Annotated in this window: 16 protein-coding genes; 13 read left to right on the top strand and 3 right to left on the bottom strand. The window is 30.8% G+C overall.

Features of this window, described 5'->3' with window-relative positions; all coding sequences use genetic code 11:
- The first annotated feature begins 475 nt into the window (after window positions 1-475).
- The 10 genes from M2325_RS04735 to M2325_RS04690 all read left to right on the top strand — a co-directional run bounded on the left by M2325_RS04735 (window position 476) and on the right by M2325_RS04690 (window position 11,780).
- Window positions 476-787 (top strand): hypothetical protein, encoded by a 312-nt coding sequence (locus tag M2325_RS04735; RefSeq protein WP_209590966.1) that lies wholly within the window; start codon window positions 476-478, stop codon window positions 785-787.
- A gap of 162 nt (window positions 788-949) precedes the next feature.
- Complete coding sequence (locus tag M2325_RS04730; RefSeq protein WP_209590965.1) at window positions 950-3,007, top strand: V-type ATP synthase subunit I; 2,058 nt, start codon at window positions 950-952, stop codon at window positions 3,005-3,007.
- A gap of 165 nt (window positions 3,008-3,172) precedes the next feature.
- Complete coding sequence (locus M2325_RS04725; protein ID WP_209590964.1) at window positions 3,173-3,841, top strand: ATP synthase subunit C-like protein; 669 nt, start codon at window positions 3,173-3,175, stop codon at window positions 3,839-3,841.
- Window positions 3,842-4,205: 364 nt separating this feature from the next.
- The gene (locus tag M2325_RS04720) at window positions 4,206-4,817 is read left to right on the top strand and encodes a V-type ATP synthase subunit E (protein ID WP_209590963.1); all 612 of its coding nucleotides are present in this window, start codon (window positions 4,206-4,208) and stop codon (window positions 4,815-4,817) included.
- A gap of 96 nt (window positions 4,818-4,913) precedes the next feature.
- Window positions 4,914-6,080, top strand: a complete 1,167-nt coding sequence (locus M2325_RS04715; RefSeq protein WP_209590962.1) for a V-type ATP synthase subunit C — start codon at window positions 4,914-4,916, stop codon at window positions 6,078-6,080.
- Window positions 6,081-6,128: 48 nt separating this feature from the next.
- Entirely contained in the window at window positions 6,129-6,428 is a 300-nt protein-coding gene (locus M2325_RS04710; protein ID WP_209590961.1) for a V-type ATP synthase subunit F, read from the top strand.
- 243 nt (window positions 6,429-6,671) lie between these two features.
- Window positions 6,672-8,429, top strand: coding sequence for an ATP synthase subunit A (locus M2325_RS04705; RefSeq protein ID WP_209590960.1), 1,758 nt, complete (start codon window positions 6,672-6,674; stop codon window positions 8,427-8,429).
- A gap of 246 nt (window positions 8,430-8,675) precedes the next feature.
- Window positions 8,676-10,070 carry a V-type ATP synthase subunit B gene (locus tag M2325_RS04700; RefSeq protein ID WP_209590959.1) on the top strand — a complete coding sequence of 465 codons (1,395 nt, stop codon included), beginning with the start codon at window positions 8,676-8,678 and terminating at the stop codon, window positions 10,068-10,070.
- Between the two features lie 135 nt (window positions 10,071-10,205).
- The gene (locus M2325_RS04695) at window positions 10,206-10,841 is read left to right on the top strand and encodes a V-type ATP synthase subunit D (protein WP_209631753.1); all 636 of its coding nucleotides are present in this window, start codon (window positions 10,206-10,208) and stop codon (window positions 10,839-10,841) included.
- Between the two features lie 561 nt (window positions 10,842-11,402).
- A complete protein-coding gene (locus tag M2325_RS04690; RefSeq protein WP_209590957.1) occupies window positions 11,403-11,780 on the top strand; it encodes a DUF22 domain-containing protein in 378 nt (125 codons plus the stop codon).
- Between the two features lie 482 nt (window positions 11,781-12,262).
- On the opposite strand, the gene M2325_RS04685 is transcribed toward M2325_RS04690, so the two are convergent.
- The gene (locus M2325_RS04685; RefSeq protein WP_259051664.1) at window positions 12,263-14,146 is read right to left on the bottom strand and encodes an ATP-dependent DNA ligase; all 1,884 of its coding nucleotides are present in this window, start codon (window positions 14,144-14,146) and stop codon (window positions 12,263-12,265) included.
- 242 nt (window positions 14,147-14,388) lie between these two features.
- Window positions 14,389-15,273, bottom strand: a complete 885-nt coding sequence (locus tag M2325_RS04680; protein WP_209631756.1) for a hypothetical protein — start codon at window positions 15,271-15,273, stop codon at window positions 14,389-14,391.
- Between the two features lie 333 nt (window positions 15,274-15,606).
- On the opposite strand from M2325_RS04680, the gene M2325_RS04675 reads away from it, so the two are divergent.
- Window positions 15,607-17,061: a hypothetical protein gene (locus M2325_RS04675; RefSeq protein ID WP_259051661.1), complete on the top strand. Its 1,455-nt coding sequence runs from the start codon at window positions 15,607-15,609 to the stop codon at window positions 17,059-17,061.
- A 102-nt stretch (window positions 17,062-17,163) separates the two neighbouring features.
- On the opposite strand, the gene M2325_RS04670 is transcribed toward M2325_RS04675, so the two are convergent.
- On the bottom strand, window positions 17,164-18,525 hold the full coding sequence (locus M2325_RS04670; protein ID WP_209590953.1) for an oligosaccharide repeat unit polymerase: 1,362 nt from the start codon (window positions 18,523-18,525) through the stop codon (window positions 17,164-17,166).
- A 401-nt stretch (window positions 18,526-18,926) separates the two neighbouring features.
- On the opposite strand from M2325_RS04670, the gene argJ reads away from it, so the two are divergent.
- Together argJ and cooS are read left to right on the top strand one after the other, a co-directional pair.
- Entirely contained in the window at window positions 18,927-20,147 is a 1,221-nt protein-coding gene (gene argJ / locus M2325_RS04665; protein ID WP_209591116.1) for a bifunctional ornithine acetyltransferase/N-acetylglutamate synthase, read from the top strand.
- Between the two features lie 173 nt (window positions 20,148-20,320).
- Entirely contained in the window at window positions 20,321-22,204 is a 1,884-nt protein-coding gene (cooS, locus tag M2325_RS04660) for an anaerobic carbon-monoxide dehydrogenase catalytic subunit (RefSeq protein WP_259051659.1), read from the top strand.
- Window positions 22,205-22,280 lie beyond the last annotated feature (76 nt).

The following is a 22,280-nucleotide window of genomic DNA, read 5'->3' as shown; positions in this document are numbered from 1 at the left end:
CATGGTTATTAATTATTAATTATTAATTAACAAATTAATTAACAATATACTAAATAAAATACCAAATAATATAAAAAACTAGAATGTTTCGTGCATAAAGCATATTCAATAACTCTCAATCTCGTACAAAACTATTAAAATAGGTATAATAAAGTATGAGTATTACAATTTAACTTCACGATTAATAATTATAAATTTGATTGTAATGTCTAATATACAGTTACATACAGTTACAAATTGTAATAATATATTATAATAGTATATCGTAATAATATATTGCAATTAATTGTAAAATCGTAATATTCAGACTATTTATGATTATGGCTATCGTACAAACGTTAAATTTAATAATGTATATTATTATTACTCAATGTTATTATTAATCGAATTTTCATACTTTGAAAGTTCAAACAATAACAAATTATATATAGTTAGTGTAGGGGATATACTAAATATTCTTAAAGGAGGTTATTCTGTGAGTGCTATAGATACCATTAAGGAAATAAAGCATACAGAAAATGAAGCTGTAAATGCTATAAACGAAGCTAACAAAAAGGCTGAAGAGATAAAAGCACAAGCTATCATCGATGGCAAAAAAGTTATCTCAGAAGTTGAGGCAGAAGCTGACCAAACTGTTACAGAAATGGTTGCTAAAGCTGAAGCTAAGGCTAAAGAAGAAGCTGACTGTATAGTTGCTAACGAAAATAAAAAAGTTGCAGAAGTTTCATCACTTGCAAAAGTGAAAATCTTATCAATAAGATTAGAAGATGTTATGCAATTTGAATAATGAATTATTATTATGAAATTGTTATATTATATTGATTATTAGATTACAAATTACAACAGATATTATATTTACAATAAATGCTAAATTTATAATGAATATATGTAATTGTAACAAGTAATTACCAATAAAAATTATCTATTATTCAATTAAAAGGTGGTTTTATTGAGACCCGCAAGAATGAGCAAAATTAGGGCTGTCATCTTGGATGAAAAAGTGGATGCTGTTGTTAGACAACTCCATAAAAGCGGGCTCGTGGAGCTTTACGATTTAACTACCAAATTAGAAGATGCTGAATGGAAAACAATTGTTAAGTCATCATCATCTGCAGAATACGGTAGAAATGTAGCTTCACATATGATAAAAGTGAATAAAACACTTGATTTGTTCTCAAACGTTGCAGACCAAGAAAAAGTAACATTAGGTACCATGTTAAACCCTGTGTTACCTACAAAGAAAAACGTAACTTTTGAATCCGCAGAGGAAGCATTGAATTATGTTGAAAATATTGTAAACAGCGTTGAAAGCGAAGTATCAGAACCCGCAGCCAGGTTATCAGAACTTGAAAGCAAAGAAACCGCACTTGAAAATTTAAAAGAAAATGTTAGTTACTTAACCGACTTTGATTATGATATCAAAGACCTCGGAATGGGTGAATACACCTACGTAACAGCAGGTATTTTAAATAAGGCGGTATTCAGCGAATTCGAAGCAGACTTGGACCAGTTAACCGAAGGATGTATATCCATTGCAGCTGGCAAGACTTTTATTGACGAAGACGGCAAAACTGAGAAATTACCTGTAGTAATTGCAATGTTAAAAGACTACGCAGAAGTTGCAGGCGCAGAACTCAGAAAACACGGTTTTGACAGATTTGATATTAATGCAGAAGGTACACCTTCAAATGTATTAAATAACACCGTTAGCGAATTAAACAGCGTTAAAGGCGAAATCAAGTCAACTGTCGATAAATTAAAAGCATTAGGCAAAAAATGGAACGATGAATTACTCGTTACATATGAAATATTAGAAAATGAAAAAGATAGGGCTGAATCTTACTCATCAATGGGTATGACTGAAAGAACCTATTTAATCGAAGCTTGGGCTCCTAAATTCGACGTAAACAAAGCTAAGGAAATTATCGAAAGTGCTTCCGAAGGCTATGCTGTAGTTGAAATTGACGAACCTGACGTAGATGAATCAGAAATTCCTGTTAAATTAAACAACTCAAAATTCTTTAAACCATTTGAGATGTTAACAGAAATGTACTCAATGCCTAAATATAATGAAATTGACCCAACAGTATTATTGTTACCTACATTCATATTATTCTATGGTATCATGTTAACAGACGCTTTCTACGGTGTATTACTCACTATAGCAGGTTTAATATTACAACATAGAATCGGTAAAGTAAGTGAAGGTGCTTATAACTTAGGTTACATTTTGAAATTATCTGGTATTGTTACAATAGTTGCAGGTATTTTAACTGGAAGCTATTTAGGTGACTTTGCATTACAGTTCTTAGGATTTGATATATTCCAAACAGCTCTTGCATTAGTTAACCCATTAGGTGGAAGCGTTTACATTAGCGAAGCAAGTCCATTATTCGAGTTCTTTGGTGTTTCAATCAACAATGGTCCTATAGCTATTTTGTTATTCTCAATCATATTGGGTATAGCTCACTTGTTTGTAGGTATGTTCCTTGGATTCAAAGATACACTTAAAAATGTTGGATTCCTTGACGCATTCTTAAACCAAGGTATGTGGATGTTATTAATCCTTGCGATTATATTTACATCACTTACAGGTAATGGAATGGTTACAGTAGGCGTTTTAATACCAGTTATGTTATTAAGCATGTACAAAGGATTTAAAAACGGCGGAGTACTCGACGCAATGTTAGGTGCTTTAGATATTACAGGTTTCTTAGGTAACGTGTTATCTTACGCAAGGCTTTTGGCTTTATGTTTATCAACCGGTGGTTTAGCAATGGCTGTAAACATTATGGCAGGTTTACTTGACAAATCAGTACCTGTTGTAGGTGTTATATTAGCTGTGTTAATGCTCATTGGTGGACACGCATTTAACTTCTCTATGAATGGTTTAGGTTCATTCATCCACTCATTAAGACTTCACTATGTGGAATTCTTCGGACAATTCTACGAAGGCGGTGGAAAGAAATTTATTCCATTTAAGGCTAAAAAAGAGTACACTGAATAATTAATGAATTAATAAATAGCTTATTAATAAATAGCTTATTAATGAATTAATTATAGTATTAAATTAATTAAATAATAATACATAGAATAGTATAATAAAAAAAAATTGATAATCAATCGATAATCTCGATAATCATTACATCCGTAAAAAATTGAGGTGTTTATGATGGTATTTGAAAATCCATTATTACTCGGAGCTATAGGTGCTGGTTTAGCAGTAGGTATTGCAGGTTTAGGTTCAGGTATAGGTGCAGGTATCACTGGTGCAAGTGGTGCAGGTGTTTTAGCAGAAGACCCAAAACAATTCAGTAAAGTTATCGTATTCCAAGCGTTACCGCAGACACAAGGTCTCTACGGTTTCTTAGTTGCGATTTTAATATTATTCGTTTTCAAAACAGCTCCTGAATGGGCAATGTTAGCAGCAGGTGCGAGCGTTGGTTTAGCTGGTTTATCAGCTATTGGTCAAGGTATTGCAGCAGCAGCTGGTTTAGGTGCAGTTTCAGAAGATGCAAGTATTTTCGGTAGAGCTATGGTTTTCTCCGTACTTCCGGAAACACAGGCTATCTACGGTTTATTAGTATCAATCCTTTTATTAGTTCAGGTATTCACTGGACCAGGTGCTGAAACAATTGCAGCAATCGGTGCTGGTTTAGGTGTTGGTTTCGCTGGTCTTTCAGGTATTGGTCAAGGTATTACCGCAGCTGGTGCAATCGGTGCTACAGCAAGAGATACATCAGTTATGGGTAGAGGTTTAGTTTTAGCTGTTATGTCAGAGACATTCGCTATCTTCGGTTTATTAATTGCTATCTTAATCATGCTTGGTATCATGTTCTAAGTATCTTAAGAAGTAATTAGTACGAATAAACTATAAACACGAATCTAAATTAAAAATAGATATATTAAATTAGATAATCGCAAATTAGCAAATATCTAATTAATCAACTGTAAATCAATACTTAATTTCGAAAAAAAGCTCAAATACAATCAAATAACTCAATATATCGATGATAAAATAAAATAATGGGAAATAAGGTAATAAAATAATATTTATTTATTATTTATTATTTATTATTTCTTTTTACTTTTTTTATTTTAAATTTGATGGGTTATGCTAAAATTGTAATTTAGAGAAACGAAGTCGAAATTAAAATTAGGAAATATCCCAATTTATCTTACAAATAATAATTAAAGGTGTAAATATGGGAGCGGAAAAGATAACTTCCAAAATTAAAGAAGATGCAAAATTAAAAGCTGATTCAATCGTAGCTGACGCACAAGCTAAATACGAAGCAACAATGGCAGAAGCTAAAGAAGAAGCTGAAAAAAGAAAGCAAGCTATTCTTAGAAAAGGAGAAAAAGAAGCAGAAATGGCTGAAAACAGAATTTTAGCTGATGCAAGATTATCCTCAAAAAAGAAATTGCTTGAAGAAAGAGAAAATACAATTCAAATGACACTCGAAAAATTAGAGGAAGACTTAATGAAATTACCTCAAAAAGATGAATACAAAGACATCTTAACAGGTATGGTAATTAAAGGCGTTCTCTCAATCGGTGGCGGAGAATTGACACTCGAAATGAACAAGAATGACTTCGAATTAATCGGTGACGAAACTTTGTGGAAGCTCGAAAAAGAAGTCGAAGAAAAATTGAATATTGTAACAGTCTTGAAAAAAGGCGAACCAATCGACATAATCGGCGGATGTATTGTTAAATCAGCAGATGGTACAAAAGTATCCGACAACAGTCTTGAATCAACATTCAAAAGAAATTTAGATAGTGTAAGAGCAAAAATAGCAGATTTATTATTCTAATTGTAATTTAATTATAAATTTGCAATTATAACTTGTTCAAAATACGCACAAAACTAAAATTAGGAAATTAAGATAAAAAGGTGCAAGGTGGTTTAGATGAATGATGCAATATCATTAATTGAAAACTTTATGAATTCACCTGATGTCTTTATCACAATGTTGGTTCTTGGCTTTATTATTGTCTTCATGGTTATAATCATCTATTTAATTAGATATCTTTCAGATACTGCACCATACGCTTACGTTAACGCAAGAGTTAGAAGTATGGAAGCTAGATTACTCGATGAAAATAAAATGAACGAGTTAATCGAATCAGCAGGAACAACTGAATTAATCAACCAATTAGAAGATAGTGATTACGGACCTTACTTATTAGATGCATTAGGTAATGAAAACGACCCAACATTTGCTGAAAAGGCGTTAGACACACATTTAGCTCATTTGTACGAGGCTCTCGCACACATGTCACCAGAAGGTGCAAGGAAAATCTTAAGATTATTTGAAATGAAGTTTGATGTTAAAAACATTAAAACATTATTAAGAGCTAAATTTGTAGGCTTAGATGCTGAACAAACATATTCCTTATTAGTACCTCTCGGAAGTTTAAAGGATAAATTAAGAGAGTTATGCGAAACAAAATCCGTAGAAGAACTTGCAAGTAGCTTGGAAGGTTACGAATTCTCAAAATTACTTTCAGAAGGATTAACTGACTACGAACAAACCAAAAGATTAACGACAATGGAATTGGCTTTAGACAAATTCATTCTTGAAAATCTCTGGAAAAACGTATCAATCAATGGAACTGAAAAAGACTTATTCAAGGAATATGTTGGTACATTAATCGACGTAGAGAACTTGAAAGTTATCTTAAAAGGTAAAGCTGATAAATTATCCTCAGAAATAGTTTTAAAATACGTTACTGAAACAGGTTACGAACTTGCTTCATGGAAATTAAAAGAACTCGCAGAAGCTGACTCAATCGATGGTGTAATTAGTGGTTTAGATAGTACTAAATACGCTCCATTGTTAACACACGCTCTCGAAGAATACCAAAAAACCAATTCAATCTACGAATTTGAGAAAGTATTTGACGATTACGTAGTTGCAACTGGTAAAAAGCTATCTCTCAGACAGCCATTTGGTGTAGGGCCAATTATTGGATTAATCACTTCAAAAGAAGCTGAAATAAGAAAATTAAAAATTATTATTAAAGGAAAAATTGAAGGATTATCCGCTACAGACATCAGAAAATTAATGGCTTAATTATCGTGCAATAACGCATTAAAAGGCAATTAATGAGTGAGTGATAAAATGAAAATAGGTGTAGTTGGAGACTCCGACATGATTACAGGGTTCAGACTTGCTGGTCTTACGGAAGTGTATGATGTTTCAAACACTGATGGGGCACTCGAAGCAATTACTAAACTCGAAGAAAACAAAGAAATAGGATTAATCGTTACAACCGAAAGAATTGGTGAATCAATCAGAGATTCATTATCAAGAATGAAAACTACAATCGTTGAAGTTCCTGATAAAAAAGGTCCAATTGTAAGGGAAAACGACCCTGTTAAAGTACTCGTGAGAAATGCAGTTGGTGTTGAGCTTAAATAATGTTATTATTATATAAAAATATCAATAATAAGCTTAATTTCCATTGTAATTCAAAAGAAAAATATACTACTTATAAAAATGATTTAAATTAACTTATACAATAATGATATAATATAAAAATATGGATTTATTGTATTCCATTTAATGTAATAATTAATATTAATCGAACATTATTAAAAAAAATAATAATAAATGCTCTTTCGATGGAATTAGACAACTATTCCATTCATTTGAGGTGAAAAAATGGTCGTCGGTAAAATTATTAAAATCGCCGGTCCTGTTGTTGTTGCTGAAGGTATGAAAGGCTCACAGATGTACGAAGTTGTTAAAGTAGGTAACGAAGGATTAACTGGGGAAATTATTCAGTTAACTGAAAATGAAGCTATTATCCAGGTTTACGAAGAAACAGCTGGTATGGAACCAGGAGAACCTGTAGAAGGAACAGGTGCTCCGCTTTCAGTTGAATTAGGTCCAGGTATGTTAAAAGCAATGTACGATGGTATTCAAAGACCATTAAACGCAATTGAAGATGCTACAAACTCAATTTACCTCCCAAGAGGGGTAAGTGTACCTTCTTTATCAAGAGATGCAAAATGGAGCTTTAAACCAACTGCAAAAGTTGGCGACAAAGTTGTAGGTGGAGACATCATTGGTACAGTTGAAGAAACAGCTTCAATCGTACACAAAATCATGATACCAGTTAACGTTAGCGGTACAATCAAGGAAATCAAAGAAGGCGAATTTACCGTTGAAGAAACCGTAGCAGTTGTAGAAACAGCAAACGGTGACAAAGACGTTATCATGATGCAAAAATGGCCTGTAAGACAACCAAGACCAAACAAAGAGAAATTACCTCCAGTAATTCCTTTAATCACTGGTCAAAGGGTAGAAGACACATTCTTTGGTTTAGCAAAAGGTGGTGCTTCAGCTATCCCTGGTCCATTCGGTAGTGGTAAAACAGTTACACAACACCAGTTGGCTAAGTGGTCAGACGTGGACATTGTGGTTTACATCGGTTGCGGTGAAAGAGGTAACGAGATGACTGAGGTTATCGAAGAGTTCCCACACTTAGACGATTTAAAAACAGGAAACAAATTGATGGACAGAACCGTATTAATTGCGAACACATCAAACATGCCGGTAGCTGCTAGGGAAGCTTCAGTTTACACAGGTATCACAATTGCAGAGTACTTCAGAGATATGGGTTTCGGTGTTTTATTAACAGCTGACTCAACCTCAAGATGGGCAGAAGCAATGAGAGAGATTTCCGGTAGATTAGAAGAAATGCCTGGTGAAGAAGGTTACCCTGCGTACTTATCATCAAAATTAGCTCAGTTCTACGAGAGAGCTGGTAGAGTTGACTGTTTAGGTAGCGATGACAGAAAAGGATTCGTTTGTATCGTTGGTGCAGTTAGCCCTCCTGGTGGTGACTTCTCAGAACCAGTTACCTCAAACACATTGAGAATTGTTAAGGTATTCTGGGCTTTAGATGCTAACTTAGCAAGAAGAAGACACTTCCCTGCTATCAACTGGTTAACAAGTTACTCCTTGTACATCGACGATATCGCAGGATGGTGGAAAGAAAACACAAGTGCAGATTGGAGAGCTTTAAGAGACGAAGCTATGAACTTGCTCCAAAAAGAAGCAGAGTTACAAGAAATCGTTCAATTAGTTGGTCCTGACGCATTGCCTGAAAGAGAAAGAGTTATCTTAGAAATTGCAAGAATGTTAAGAGAAGACTTCTTACAACAAGATGCTTTCAACGAAATTGACAGCTACTGTTCACCTATGAAACAGTATACAATGTTAAAAGTTATTATGACATACTACAACAAAGCTCTTGACGCAGTTGCAAAAGGTGCAAACCCAGCAGAAATCTCAAAAGTTACTGTTAAAGCAGATATTGCAAGAATGAAGTATGTTGAAGAACAAGAATTTTTAAACAAAAAAGCTCCAGAAATGATTTCAAAAATGGACGTTGAATTAAGCAAATTAATCTAATTAGTATTTAATAAGTAAAATTTGATTACTGTATTAATTGCATTAGATTATCAATTTAGATGGAATTGTAGATATAATGAAATATATTGAATTATTAATAATTATTAATAATTTATTGATTAAATTAATATATTGAATTAATCTATCTCCATTGTTTAATTGTTTAATTATAATATTAAGGAAAATATTAAATTAAAAATACAAAATAACAAACAAAATAACCTATTTAAATTAAGGAGGGTTATTATGGATGCAATGCAAAAAACCATAGAGTATACATCAGTTTCAAGAATTGCTGGTCCTTTAATGGTTATTGAAGGAATCGAAGGTGTTTCATACGGGGAAATCGTAGACATCACAACACCAAGCGGCGAAAAAAGAACAGGACAGGTTTTGGAAGCTAACGAAGAAGTAGCAGTTGTTCAGGTATTCGAAGGTACGACAGCTTTGAACACTAGTGAAACAAAAGTTAGATTCACAGGCGAAACAGCTAAATTAGGCGTTTCAATGGATATGTTAGGTAGAGTTTTCGATGGTGCAGGTAAACCAATCGATAAAGGTCCAGAAATTATTTCTGAAGAAAAAATCGATATTAACGGTTCACCATTAAACCCAGTATCAAGAGCTTCACCAAACGCTTTCGTTCAAACGGGTATTTCAACAATCGACGGTACTAACACATTAGTTAGAGGTCAAAAAATCCCTATCTTCTCAGGTTCAGGTTTACCTCACAACATGTTAGCTGCTCAGATTGCAAGACAAGCTAAAGTAAGAGGAGAAGGAGAACAGTTCGCGGTTGTATTCGCAGCAATGGGTATCACAAGTGAAGAATCAAACTACTTCATCGAAGAGTTTAGAAAAACAGGAGCTTTGGAAAAAGCAGTTGTTTTCATCAACTTAGCTGACGACCCAGCTATTGAAAGAATCATTACACCAAGAATTGCTTTAACAACAGCTGAATACTTAGCTTACGAAAAAGGAATGCACGTTTTAGTTATTTTAACAGACTTAACAAACTATTGTGAAGCTTTAAGAGAAATTGCAGCAGCAAGAAACGAGGTTCCAGGTAGAAGAGGTTACCCAGGTTACATGTACACCGACTTAGCTTCTTTATACGAAAGAGCTGGTAGAGTTAAAGGTAAACAAGGAACAGTTACCCAGATACCTATTTTAACAATGCCTCACGATGATATTACTCACCCAATTCCTGACTTAACCGGTTACATTACCGAAGGTCAGATTGTATTGTCAAGAGAATTGAACAGAAAAGGTGTTTACCCACCAGTAGACGTTTTACCTTCATTATCCAGATTAATGGGTAACGGTATCGGCGAAGGAAAAACAAGAGACGACCACTCAAAAGTTATTAACCAGGCTTACGCTGCTTACGCAGAAGGTAGAGGTTTAAGAGACTTAGTCGCTGTTGTAGGGGAAGAAGCACTTACAGACAGAGACAGAGCTTACTTAAAATTCGCTCAAGCTTTCGAAGACAGAATTGTAACACAAGGAGTCGACGAAGACAGAAACATCGAGGAAACACTCGACTATGTATGGGATATCTTAGCTATCTTACCTATGGAAGAGCTTAAGAGAATCTCTGAAGACTTAATCGAAAAATACCACCCAAATTTCAGAAAATAATTAATTAATGAATAAATTGATTAACCACTAATTAATAATTAATAATTAATAATTAATAATTAATCACTAATAAGTGTGTTAATTCAATTATCTCATCATTAATTTAATTATTACAAATTTTTATCGGGGGATAATATGGCACAAGTTAACCCTACAAGGATGGAATTATTAAAATTGAAAACAAAAATCAAATTAGCCGAAAAAGGGCACAAACTCTTGAAACAAAAAAGAGACGCTCTTATGATGGAATTTTTTGATATTTTGAATCAAGCTTCTGGAATAAGGGAAAAGGTAAACGATGCACTTGCTAAAGCTTACAAAGACTTAATAATGGCTCAAGCTGTTATGGGTACTTTGTCAGTTAAAGAGGCTTCATTTGCTGCTAAAAACGATAACATCGAACTTGACGTAGATATGAGAAACGTTATGGGTATTTCAGTACCTGCTTTCGAAATAAACAACGTTAAAAGAGATATATCAACAAGAGGGTACAGCCCTTACAGTACATCAGCAAAATTAGATGAAGCAGCAGGTAACTTCGAAGAAGCTCTTCAACTTATTGCAGAACTTGCAGAAATTGAGACATCCATCAAGATGTTAGCTCAAGAAATTATTACAACAAAGAGAAGAGTTAACGCTCTTGAATACGTTGTAATTCCAAGAATGGATGAAACCAAAAAGTACATTTCAATGAGATTAGATGAAATGGAAAGAGAAAACTTCTTCCGTTTGAAATTGATTAAAGCAAGAATTGATGCAAGAGAAGCATAATAATCTCTTCATCAATTTTTAATCTTTTAGTTAATTTCACATATTTAAAATTTCAAATAGTGATTATATATTAACTATGATAATCATAATCATATGTAAGGCATATTATCCTACCACAATATGTCATACAGAATATAAAATAATTAATTATACCTATAAGAATACCTATATTTATAAAAAAATTTTTGATATATACAACAATACATTATATTCTTTATGGGTAATGTTTAAATAAAAATTTCATATGTATCCCATTTTCCTATCGGATATGTATGTCCTACCTTTTTTTATTTAAACAATTATTCAATTTTCATATAAAATTTATTTTAATTAAATTACATTGTTCAATTGTTTTATAATAGCTATTTTATTATTTTAATATTCAATAAAGGATTTATCTCAAATTATATCAAAAACTATAAAATGTTTAACTATAATATAATTAAATGAATTAAAATAGATAATATATCACAAAATAATACTCTAGTAATTATGGATTACTAATTACGGAATTAAAATATTAATATTTTATTTATCATTTAACAAGTAAGGTGAATTATAATGTTTAGAATAATTGGTAAAATAAAGAAGATTGAAGGCGAATTGAGCGAAAAAAACATTAAAGATGCAAATTTACACTTTGAATTAATGGGGGATAAAGTTTTATTAATATCTGAAGAAGATATCGCGGTAAAAAAAGGAGATATCACTGAGATAAAAGTTGAAAAAATAGCTTTAAAACCAAAGTCTGTAGTTTTAAAATCTGCCTACAAACTTAACAAAAATGGTAGTGTGATTTCAGCAGGAGAAGAAATTCCAGTACCTTTTGAATCAGAAAGAGACATTGATAGAGTAACATTTTTAGCTACGGCAAACGGAGAAATCAAAAAAGGTGATTTACTCGGTGGTTTAGTTCTTTTAAAAGCAGAGCAAGAATAATATACGAGAAATATTGAAACAATATAAAAATAATATTTACATAACTTTTCTATTTTTTAAATTTTAAAAATAATTTTATTTTACAATTTTTACAAATTAATTCTTTTGAAAATAAATTAGTGTCAGCTCGCCCATCTTTCATCATGAAATGTTAAGTTAATCAGAAGATAAAGATTCATCATTCACTAATTAGCCAAAAGCTAAATAACCATTATTTTGAAATAAAACAATAAAATAGTTATTACATTATTTACAATAAAAAGTTTGGTGTCAGTAGGATCAAAATCATCATGAAATCAGAAGCTACTCCGTTCATCATCCACCAATACAATTAGTTATCAATTATAACTATATAAAACTTTCTAATTTAAATCTTACATCTATAAAATTTTTAATCCGTATTTTTCAATAATCCGAATTATTTAACTAACTTTATCCATTTATTTTTTATTCTTATTTTATTCTTATTTATTTCACTCAGGTTATTTATTTTTCCTATTTTTTTGAATTGCATATATTCTTTTTACGTCTTCAACAGTATTGATATCGTCAATACCTTTATCATATCTGATATTGATTACTCGTGGAAATCTCAGTGCGTAGCCAATTTCATATTTTTCAGAAGCTTGTATCTCTTCGTAAGATACTTCAAATACGATTTTAGGCTCAACAATAACTTCGCCATCCAAATCTGCCTCTTTAATTTCATTTACTTTTCTGGTAAGCTCTTCTAAGTTTTCTTCTGTTAATCCACTACCGACGTGACCGATAACATATAAGTTGCTATTTTCTAAATCTGAGGCTGCAAATGATGATAAAGATGAAGAACTTTCGCCCAACTCTCCAATCTCCTCAATTCCTCTAATTCCTCCAATTTCGTTAATTTCGTTAACTCCATTTCCTCGAACTGCAATTTCATAGGAACCATACCAGTCTTTACGCTTACCTCTTCCAAATATAGCACGGGTTACAACAACATCTAAATTATCCAAGGTCGGCTTAAATTTATACATCGTTTTTACCCTACTACCTGCAGTATACAAGGCATCTTGATTTTTAATCATAACACCCTCATGACCAATACTTAAGCACCAATCAAAGAATTTTTGAGCTTTTTTGGCATCATCTGTAACTAACTTAGTTGATAAATTTATTACATCGTCTGTTTGTGGTACAATAACTTGCCCATTTTCATCAATATCAAAATTATTTTTCTTATTTAGTATTTTTTCAAGTTTTTCACGACGAAGATGTAGTGAATCACTTATGCTCTCTCCATTCATATATATAACATCAAATAAAAATACTCTAAGTTTAATTTCTGAAGTCATCTTTTCAATATCATATTTACGTCTGAATCTTCTTAATATGTCTTGAAATGGTCGAGGTTTTCCATTTTCGTCTATTGCAACGCACTCTCCTTCAACTATAAGTTGATTACAATCAATTTTTTTAACTTCATCGACTATTTCAGGAATTGAATTTGTTATATCTTCAAGTCTTCTACTATATATCTTAACATCTTCGCCATCTTTATGAATTTGAACCCTTGCGCCGTCGTATTTAGTTTCAAACTGAGGAACTCCCATTTCTATGATTGCGTCATTTATCGAAGGCGTTAATTGTGCCAACATCGGTTTTATCGGCCTAAATAGGTTTAAGTGCAATTCTTTGTCTTTTTTAAAATTTTCATAGTAATTTCCATCGTATGAAAGTAATCTCTCCCCTATTTTTCCAATATCATTTGTTACAGCATACGTTTTCTCTAAATCTGGTTTTGGTATTTCAAAGTATATTGAAAAAGCACTAAGTATCGTTGATATATTCATCCCTATTCTCATATCCTCCAAAATAAGTCTAGCAAGATATCGTGTTTCGAGAGCATTTGCAGATATCAAAAGATTAGAAATTGTTCTTATTTTCTTTTTTTGAGAGCTAGCCCCTTCAATTGCCGATAACTTTTTAAGGGAGTTATATACTTCCTCAACGGTTAATTTGGTTTGGAAAAGTGTAACTTGCTTTATTTCCGATTTCAAAAGTTCAACAGAATGTCCCAAATCCCCCGTTTCTTTGATTTTAGCGTACATATCTTTTTCGGAGATTCCAACAGATTTAAAAGCTTCAACCAATAAATTATAGCCTATTCCTAATTCTTTATTTTCATATTCTGCGAAAACCCTACCAATTGATAACTTACATAATATGGCAAGTATTTCAGCAGAATTACTCGGACTATTGGAAAGTCGTGATTTTTCTTTCTCCTCATCGAGTTTTTTAATTAATTCAACAAAATAGTCTGTCTTTTCCAATCTTTTGGTAGTTTTCTCTATTTTTTCTATAATTTCGCAATAATCTTTGTATAACAATTTATCACCAAAATAATTAAAATAATTAAAATAATTAAAATAATTAAAATAAAAATGAAAGATAAAAGATATATATTGACATAGTTGATATAATCAATAATCTTATACTAAAATAGTATGTATACTTTGAAATTTAAACGTATGCTTTGTAAAATAAAAAATATAATAAAAAATATAATAAAAAATAAATTAAAAAAATATAATAAAAAAATAAAAATAGATTATTTAATAACATTATCTATTTAATTATATTCTTCATTTGAACTATTATTTAGTAAAAATCCTAGGTCACTAATGTTATGACCGCCATAAGAGAATTTTTCCTCAATTTTTTGAAGTTTTTGAAGTTTTAAATAGTCAATGTTGTCTGAAATACTTGATTTATTGAATACAGACGTTTCTACTACATAATCACCATTATATTGTAACGTAGAATTTAATTTTACGCCTAAACCCACTGTAGTCCAATCAATAGCGAATAAATCTTCATCCTGTGCTTTAGTTTCGTTTAAATATTTTGCATAATCGTTGGTATTTTTAAATACCATCTGCATGTAGTTATATTTTTCGTCACTATTAAGGATTATTAGCGTTTCTTCTGAATAAACTACGATATTTCCTTCCATTAAGCCGTTATATTCTTCATATGAATAATTAAAGTCTGGTTTTCCAAAATGTTTCGAATTAATGAATATATATCCATTTTCAATAGAAATATCGTCACCTGCGAATAAGTAACCTACAAACCACAATGGTGTTTTAATGGCTATTTCGGTTTTATTTTCGCTATTGGTGTTATTATTACTATCATTGATGTTATTACTATCATTATTCTCCATCATGCTTGAATCTTCAATCGTAGAGTTATCTAAGTTTATGTACACAGAATCTACGAAGAATAACATACTTGGCGATATTGATATGTTCATACTATCGTTTATAAAGTCTGTAGCTACTTCTTTATCTACGTATAAAAATTCTGGATAAGGGCTATTATCTACGATGCTTTTAGTGGATTTTTCGGGTCCAAAAAATGCGCCCGATAAATATCCTATAGTGGCTATACCTAAAATCAAAATAATGAGTACAATGCCTAATTTTATCAATAGTTTTGATGCAAATTTCAAAATTCCACCTATTTTTTGATAAATATATCGAATAAATAAGTATATTCAAATAATAAAATAATAGAATTTATTATTGAAATACGATTATCTAATTATAATGAATAGATATTATATATTATTTTCTTTAAATCTACTAATCTAATAAATCAAAAATAAAATCAAATGATAATCATTATATAACAAATTTTTATATTCTTATTACATGAATTACAAATTACAGTTATAGGTTACATACAATTTATAAATCATATTACAGATATTAAGAGTATTCAAAATATTAAAAAAATTTAAAAGTATATTATAATTATGTTTAATTTAGGATTTGGTGATAATATGGAATTTAACGCGGAAGAAATGGTATTAAGTGCTTTAGAAAGCCATATTATGAGTTATTTGCAAGAAAACAATGAATTAATCAATAATATAATTGAAAAACAAATGAACGATTATATACGGTCATATATTTTAGAAAACACCGAAAAGATAGACGAATTAATCAAAAAATCCTTAAATAGTAATTTAGAAAACTATCTGAATCATTATATTTCTAAAACGGATAACCCCCAAGATTTAATCGTAAATTCTTTTAAAGATGGTATAAATACACATTTTAAGGACAATTGTATAGAAATAAGTTCGTGTTATCATGATGCAATATATAGCTATTTTGCAGATAATAATAATTTATTGATGAATACAATCCAAAAATCTATTAAAGATTCATTTAATGAATATTTGATAAGCCATGAAAAAGAAATTGGAAATATTGATATGGATATCAAGATAAATGAGAATAGAAATATCAATAAAACCTTAAAAGTAGATTCAAAACCTGAAGCTTTTAAAACTAACAATACAGTTAAAAATACAAAATCAGTTAATAACGACGTCGGTAAAAATATTGACTCTATTAAAGCACCCGAAAGTCATGAATTAAAAGAATATGGCGAGGAATATCAAGATAAATATCTCAAAGACATTCGAAATATTGAAAATATTGAAAATATTCAAAAAGCCCAAGAGATTCCGAAATCAACAGAATTGAAAACTGATTTAAAGTATGTTGTAAAACCCGAACTTAAATTAGAAAATTTAAAAGGGATGAAATCTAATTCTAAGAATTATATACGGGTTGAAGATATACCTAAAAATGGGGATTTTAGAAGCATTTTATCTGAGGAACATTTAAAAAAACCGGAATTAAAAGAAATTGACAAGGAAAAAATTAATAATGTGGATGACGAAGAATCTGAAAAGATAAAACGAATTGATGAAAAATTAGCAAAATTAAGATTAAATAGGCAAGAAAAACAACAAAATTCCAATAAAAACGATAAAAATAACAGTAACAATGAAAATATTGAAAATATTGAAAATAATGTTTTAAACAATTCTTCAAATCTCAAAATTAAAGGTTTAGATAAATTAAGCAAAATAGATGAAAATTTAGATAAATTTAGTCAAGATATTCATAAAATAAACGAATTATATCAAAAAGATGGTTTAAGTTCAAAAAATTCAAATTTAAAATTAGAAACTGAAACTAGTAAGGACATAATTAAAAGCCATGTAGCAGAGATAAACGAGATAGAGCATTTAAATGCTCAAAATACGGGAAAAAACCAAGATGAAATATACAAAGATTTAAAATCATCCTTAAAATCTTCAATAGGTAGCAATAGCTATAAAAAATTAGATGAAAACCTAAAAGATATAAATAAAGATGAAAAATTAAAATTAAAAGTTACATCAAAGGGTCATATAAATTATAAATCACCCTGGGATTAACTAATTAACACATATTTAGTTTATACTATTTTATAATTAGTTAAACATATTAATTTTAACTAATTAAATTAATTTTAATTATTTTAACTATTTTAACTAATTCTACCGTATATTTTTAGCATGTTTAATATATTTTATTTTATAATCCTGCATTCTAACTGCCATATACGAGAATAATGCTACAACTACTAAAAATCCGTAGTTAAATCCTATTTCCGTCATTGAAAGTAAAATTGCTCCATATATGCAATATAATTTTAAATCAATGTTTTCATATATCTTTTTAGAAATTAAACCGAATAGGAATGCTAAGAAACCGCCCCCTAAAAGTCCAAAGTCCAAATGGAACGGTGCAAACATCGTGGTTGTTATATTATGATTATAACCATATATTAGTTGAGAAATTACTTGTTCTCCATTTGGTATAAACGTAGTACTTCCCATTAACATTTGAGGATAGTGTATAACTTTATCAAAAGACATTATATCGAAATATGCTCGATATGATAACATTTCTATGAAATTGAGGCTCCAATTTTGTCCAGATGTGCTTATTATAAGTTTTGACATTACTCCTAAAAATACTAGCAATACTAGTGCCCAAAACACTAATTTTGCAAAACTTATTTTCGAAGTCTTTTTTTTCCAAATTAGATACGATACCACAACCGTTAAAACGCCTGCTTTATACCCTAATCCAATATTTAAGCCCAAGGCAATTATAAATGGTAAAAATCCACTTAACGCAAAATATGACAAAGTACCATACGATAAAAGCCTTAAAGGCTCATTTGCAATTCCCATTCTTATGCTATAATCTAATATCGGGATATTTCCGTATTTTAAAACTATTATTATAAATGATAGTATACCAAATAAACCTGCATAGTATCCTATTTTATCGATATTTCTCTTATTTTTATTTTTTTCGCCTTTTTTATTATTTATGACATATTCTTTGTTACAAGCAAAACTGTATTTTTTATAGTATCCAAAGAATAGTTCTAATAAGCCAAATCCAATTATCATAAATAATATGGCGGTTTCAATACCTAAAAATGCGTAGATACCATTTCCCGCAACTATTCCGCATATTACTAGACTAAGTAATACAAGAGGTTTTTTAAAATCTTTTAAATTACTTATTGTATGGTTTTTTAATGAATTATCTTTTAAATTAGAATTATTTGCAGTTTCTGCCTCATTATCGTTATTATCGTTATTATCGTTATTATTCTTATCATTAGCATTAAAGCTAATTTTTACAAAATAAGGTATTCCAAACATTACAATGTTAAAAAACATCACAAGTACTGAGTAATAAACCGTAGGCTCAAATTTGCCATAATAAGGTAATGCTAAAATTAAGAGTGTCAAATGTCCTAATAACACTAAAGAAAGTGGATTTTCTACATTTTTTAAATTTTCGACTAGTTCATTTTTATTTAAAATTTTTATATTCATCTTATCACTTTTTAAATTAAGTCTTTTTTGACTGTCGTGTAAATTGTAATTATCCATTATTTAAAATCAAAAATCTATAATTTTCCATAACTTTTCATAATTTCTTATAATTCTAATGTATTTTGGTTTTAATTTAATTTTAAGTTTATATACAAAATAACATATTATATTTATTGTAGTGATACAATATTAAATTATGCAATTATATGCAATTATTTAATTTTAAAAATAATATTATTACTATTATTACTATTATTACTATTATTACTATTATTACTGGTGAGCATAAGATGACAAACAGGCTAAAAAAAATAGATAAAAGTTTCATTTTCGCAGATGATAAAGAAGACAGCGAATATATAATATATAAAACTAATAAAGATAATAACGATAAAAAGCAAATGGGTGTGGTATTCCCAAAAGGCTTCAAAGCAAATGGTTATAAGGAAGGAAAGTACGGTGTAACTATTGTTTACTCTGAAAATCCAAATACTGTATGTTCAGGAGTTTTTACTTCTAATAAGGTATATGCACATCCTGTAAAGTACTGTAAAGATTTATTACTAAGTAGTGATGATAAAAAGTTTAATGCAATAGTCATAAACAGTGGTAATGCAAACTGTTTTACAAAGGACGGTATGCAGGATAATAACAAAATGGTAAAGGTCACGTCAGAACTGTTAAACGTATCTGAAAATCACATCCTAAGTGCGTCTACGGGAGTAATCGGTAGAAAAATGCCAATGGACATAATAGTTGACAGAGTTGAAAAGGCATATTCTAACTTGGAAGTAGAAAGTAATAACGAAAACGCATCTAAGGCAATAATGACTACAGACGCGTTTAATAAAAGTGTTTGTATAGAAATAGCAGTAAATGATAAGGTTGTTAAAATGGGGGGCATTGCAAAAGGTGCGGGTATGATAGCACCAAACATGCAAAAGCCAAAGAATTTATTACACGCAACAATGTTGGCAGTAGTTACAACAGACCTAGAAATATCAGCTAATGATATCGAAAACTGTTTATATGACGCTACTGAAAAAAGTTTCAACAATACTGTGGTTGATGGTGATACTAGTACCAATGATAGTTTGTTTTTAATGGCAAATGGTGAAAGTGGTGTAAAATACGAAGAGTGCAAAGAACTTTTTGACAAAGCCTTATCATTAGTATGCCAAGAATTAGCAAAATTAATGGCTAGAGATGGAGAAGGTGCTGGAAAATTGGTTGAAGTACTTGTAAAAGGTGCAAATACCCAAGAAGATGCCAAAAAGGCATCTATGGCAGTTGTAAGGTCATTGTTGGTAAAAACAGCAGTATTTGGTAATGACCCTAATTGGGGTAGGATAGTAGCAGCTATCGGCTACAGTGGTGCAGATATGGATATGAACATTTTTGACTTATCAATAGGTGATTTTAATGAATCTACCTATTTGGTAAAGGATGGTGTACAAATAGCTGATGATGGAACGCCAGAATTGAAAAAAGCGGAACAATTAATGCAAAAAGAAAAAATAAAATTCGTAATAGATTTAAAAAGAGGTAATTTTGAAAATACTTCATTTGGTTGTGATTTAGGTCACGAATACGTAAGAATTAATGCAGAATATACAACTTAATTATTATTTTTATATTTTATATTTTATATTTTATATTTTATCATTTTTTCTTTATTTTTTATAATTTATTTTTTAGTTATTTTCACATTTTAACACTTTTATTGTGTAATACGTCATAATATTTAAATTATGAAAAATAAAAATTATATTGTATACGAGGATGAGGGGGTCGTATGAAAAAAGTTTCAGAACATGATTCAATAAATGAAATGTACCAAAAATTAATAGAAGACAACATGTCTAACATTTTTGACCGAGAAGACCAGCAAGAAACCGTTAGATGTGGTTTTTGTAGTCAAGGGATGAGTTGCCAACTCTGTAGCAATGGACCATGCCGTATTACACCAATTGTCGAGGGGAAACGGAAAATAGACTCGGGGGCATGTGGAATTGGTCCTGACGCAATGGCAATGAGATACATGTTACTTAGAAATGTTATGGGGACTAGTACATACACATATCACGCAAAGGAAGCATTCAGAACCTTAAAATCAACTGCAGAGGGTAGAACCCCATTTGAAATTCAAGATATAAATAAATTAAAAACTTTTGCAAACGCATGTGGTTTAAAAGTCACTTCAGTAAATGAAACCGCAGTTAATTTGGCAAAATTCCTTTATGAACAAACCTATACTAGTAGACCATCCATAATGGTGGAACGTTTTGCACCAAAGCCACGTCAAGACCTTTGGAATAAATTGGGGATATATCCCGCAGGACCTCAAGAAGAGATGCTAGTTTCTACATCAAGTTGTTTAACAAATGTGGATAGCGATTACGTTTCATTAGCTTTAAAAGCAATGCGTTTGGGGATTTCTTGCATATATGGGGCTCAAATAGGTCTGGAAATGGTGCAAGATATATTGTATGGCACACCAATGCCTCATAAAGTAGACGTTGATTTAGGAATAGTTGACCCAGAATACATAAATATCGTGGTAAACGGTCACGAGCCTTTCGTTGGTGCAGCATTAATCAACATGGCTAGAAGCTCGAAAATACAAGAACGGGCAGGAGCCGAAGGTGCAAAAGGATTAAGAATAGTAGGTTCCATTGAAACTGGTCAGGAATTAATACAGAGATTTAATGTAGACGATGTATTTGTTGGTTTAACTGGGAATTGGATTACAATTGAGCCACTTTTGGCAACAAATGCAGTAGACGTTTTCGCAATGGATATGAATTGTAGTCTTCCTAGACTGAATGAGTATTCTAAAAAGTACAATACTACACTAATTTCAGTATCAAAACTTGTTAAATTGCCTCACGTAAGTATAAATATGGATTATGAACCTCACAAAGTAGAAAAAATGGCGGAAGAAATAATAAATATAGCTTTTAAAAATTATAAAAATAGAAAATCAACAAAAAGTCACGTACCAAATAGAAAAACTGAAGCAATAGTCGGTGTATCCACAGAAGCTATATTGAACATATTAGGTGGCAGTTTAGACCCATTATTAAACGCTATTAAAGATGGAGACATTAAAGGGGTTGTAGCTTTAATAAGTTGTACATCCATACATGGAAATGGTCACGATATGAATACAGTGGCGATTGCAAAAGAATTAATCAAAAAAGACATTTTAGTGGTTAGTGCAGGGTGTGGAAACGCAGCTTTACAGGTTGCAGGCTTAACTTCACTAGATGCAATAGATATGGCAGGCTCTAAACTTGCAGGAGTTTGTAAATTGTTAAAAATACCTCCAGTACTTAGCTTTGGAACTTGTACTGATACAGGTAGGATATCTATGCTTGTAACAGAATTAACCAAAGCTTTAAACGTAGATACAAAAGATTTACCAATTGCAGTAACTGCACCGGAATATATGGAGCAAAAAGCAACCATTGACGCTTTGTTTGCACTAGGATTTGGGTTATACACCCACGTTTCACCATTACCTCCAGTTACTGGCGGAGAAAGTTTGGTAAAATTACTTACAAACGATTTAGAGAACCTAACTGGTGCTAAATTAGATGTAGAAACAGATATGGTGAAAGCAGCATCAAATATTGAATCTCACATTAATAAAAAGAGAAGTAGATTAGGAATTTAAGATAAATTAAATTATATTAAATTATATTAATTTTTTAAAATAAAAAGTGAGCATCAGGTTTTCATGAAAAATATCT

It is taken from the genome of Methanococcus voltae PS, from assembly GCF_024807035.1.
Classification (GTDB): domain Archaea; phylum AGJL01; class Methanococci; order Methanococcales; family Methanococcaceae; genus Methanococcus; species Methanococcus voltae.
Note: the sequence above shows the minus strand (reverse complement) of the source record. Positions and strands in the feature narration are given on the sequence as shown.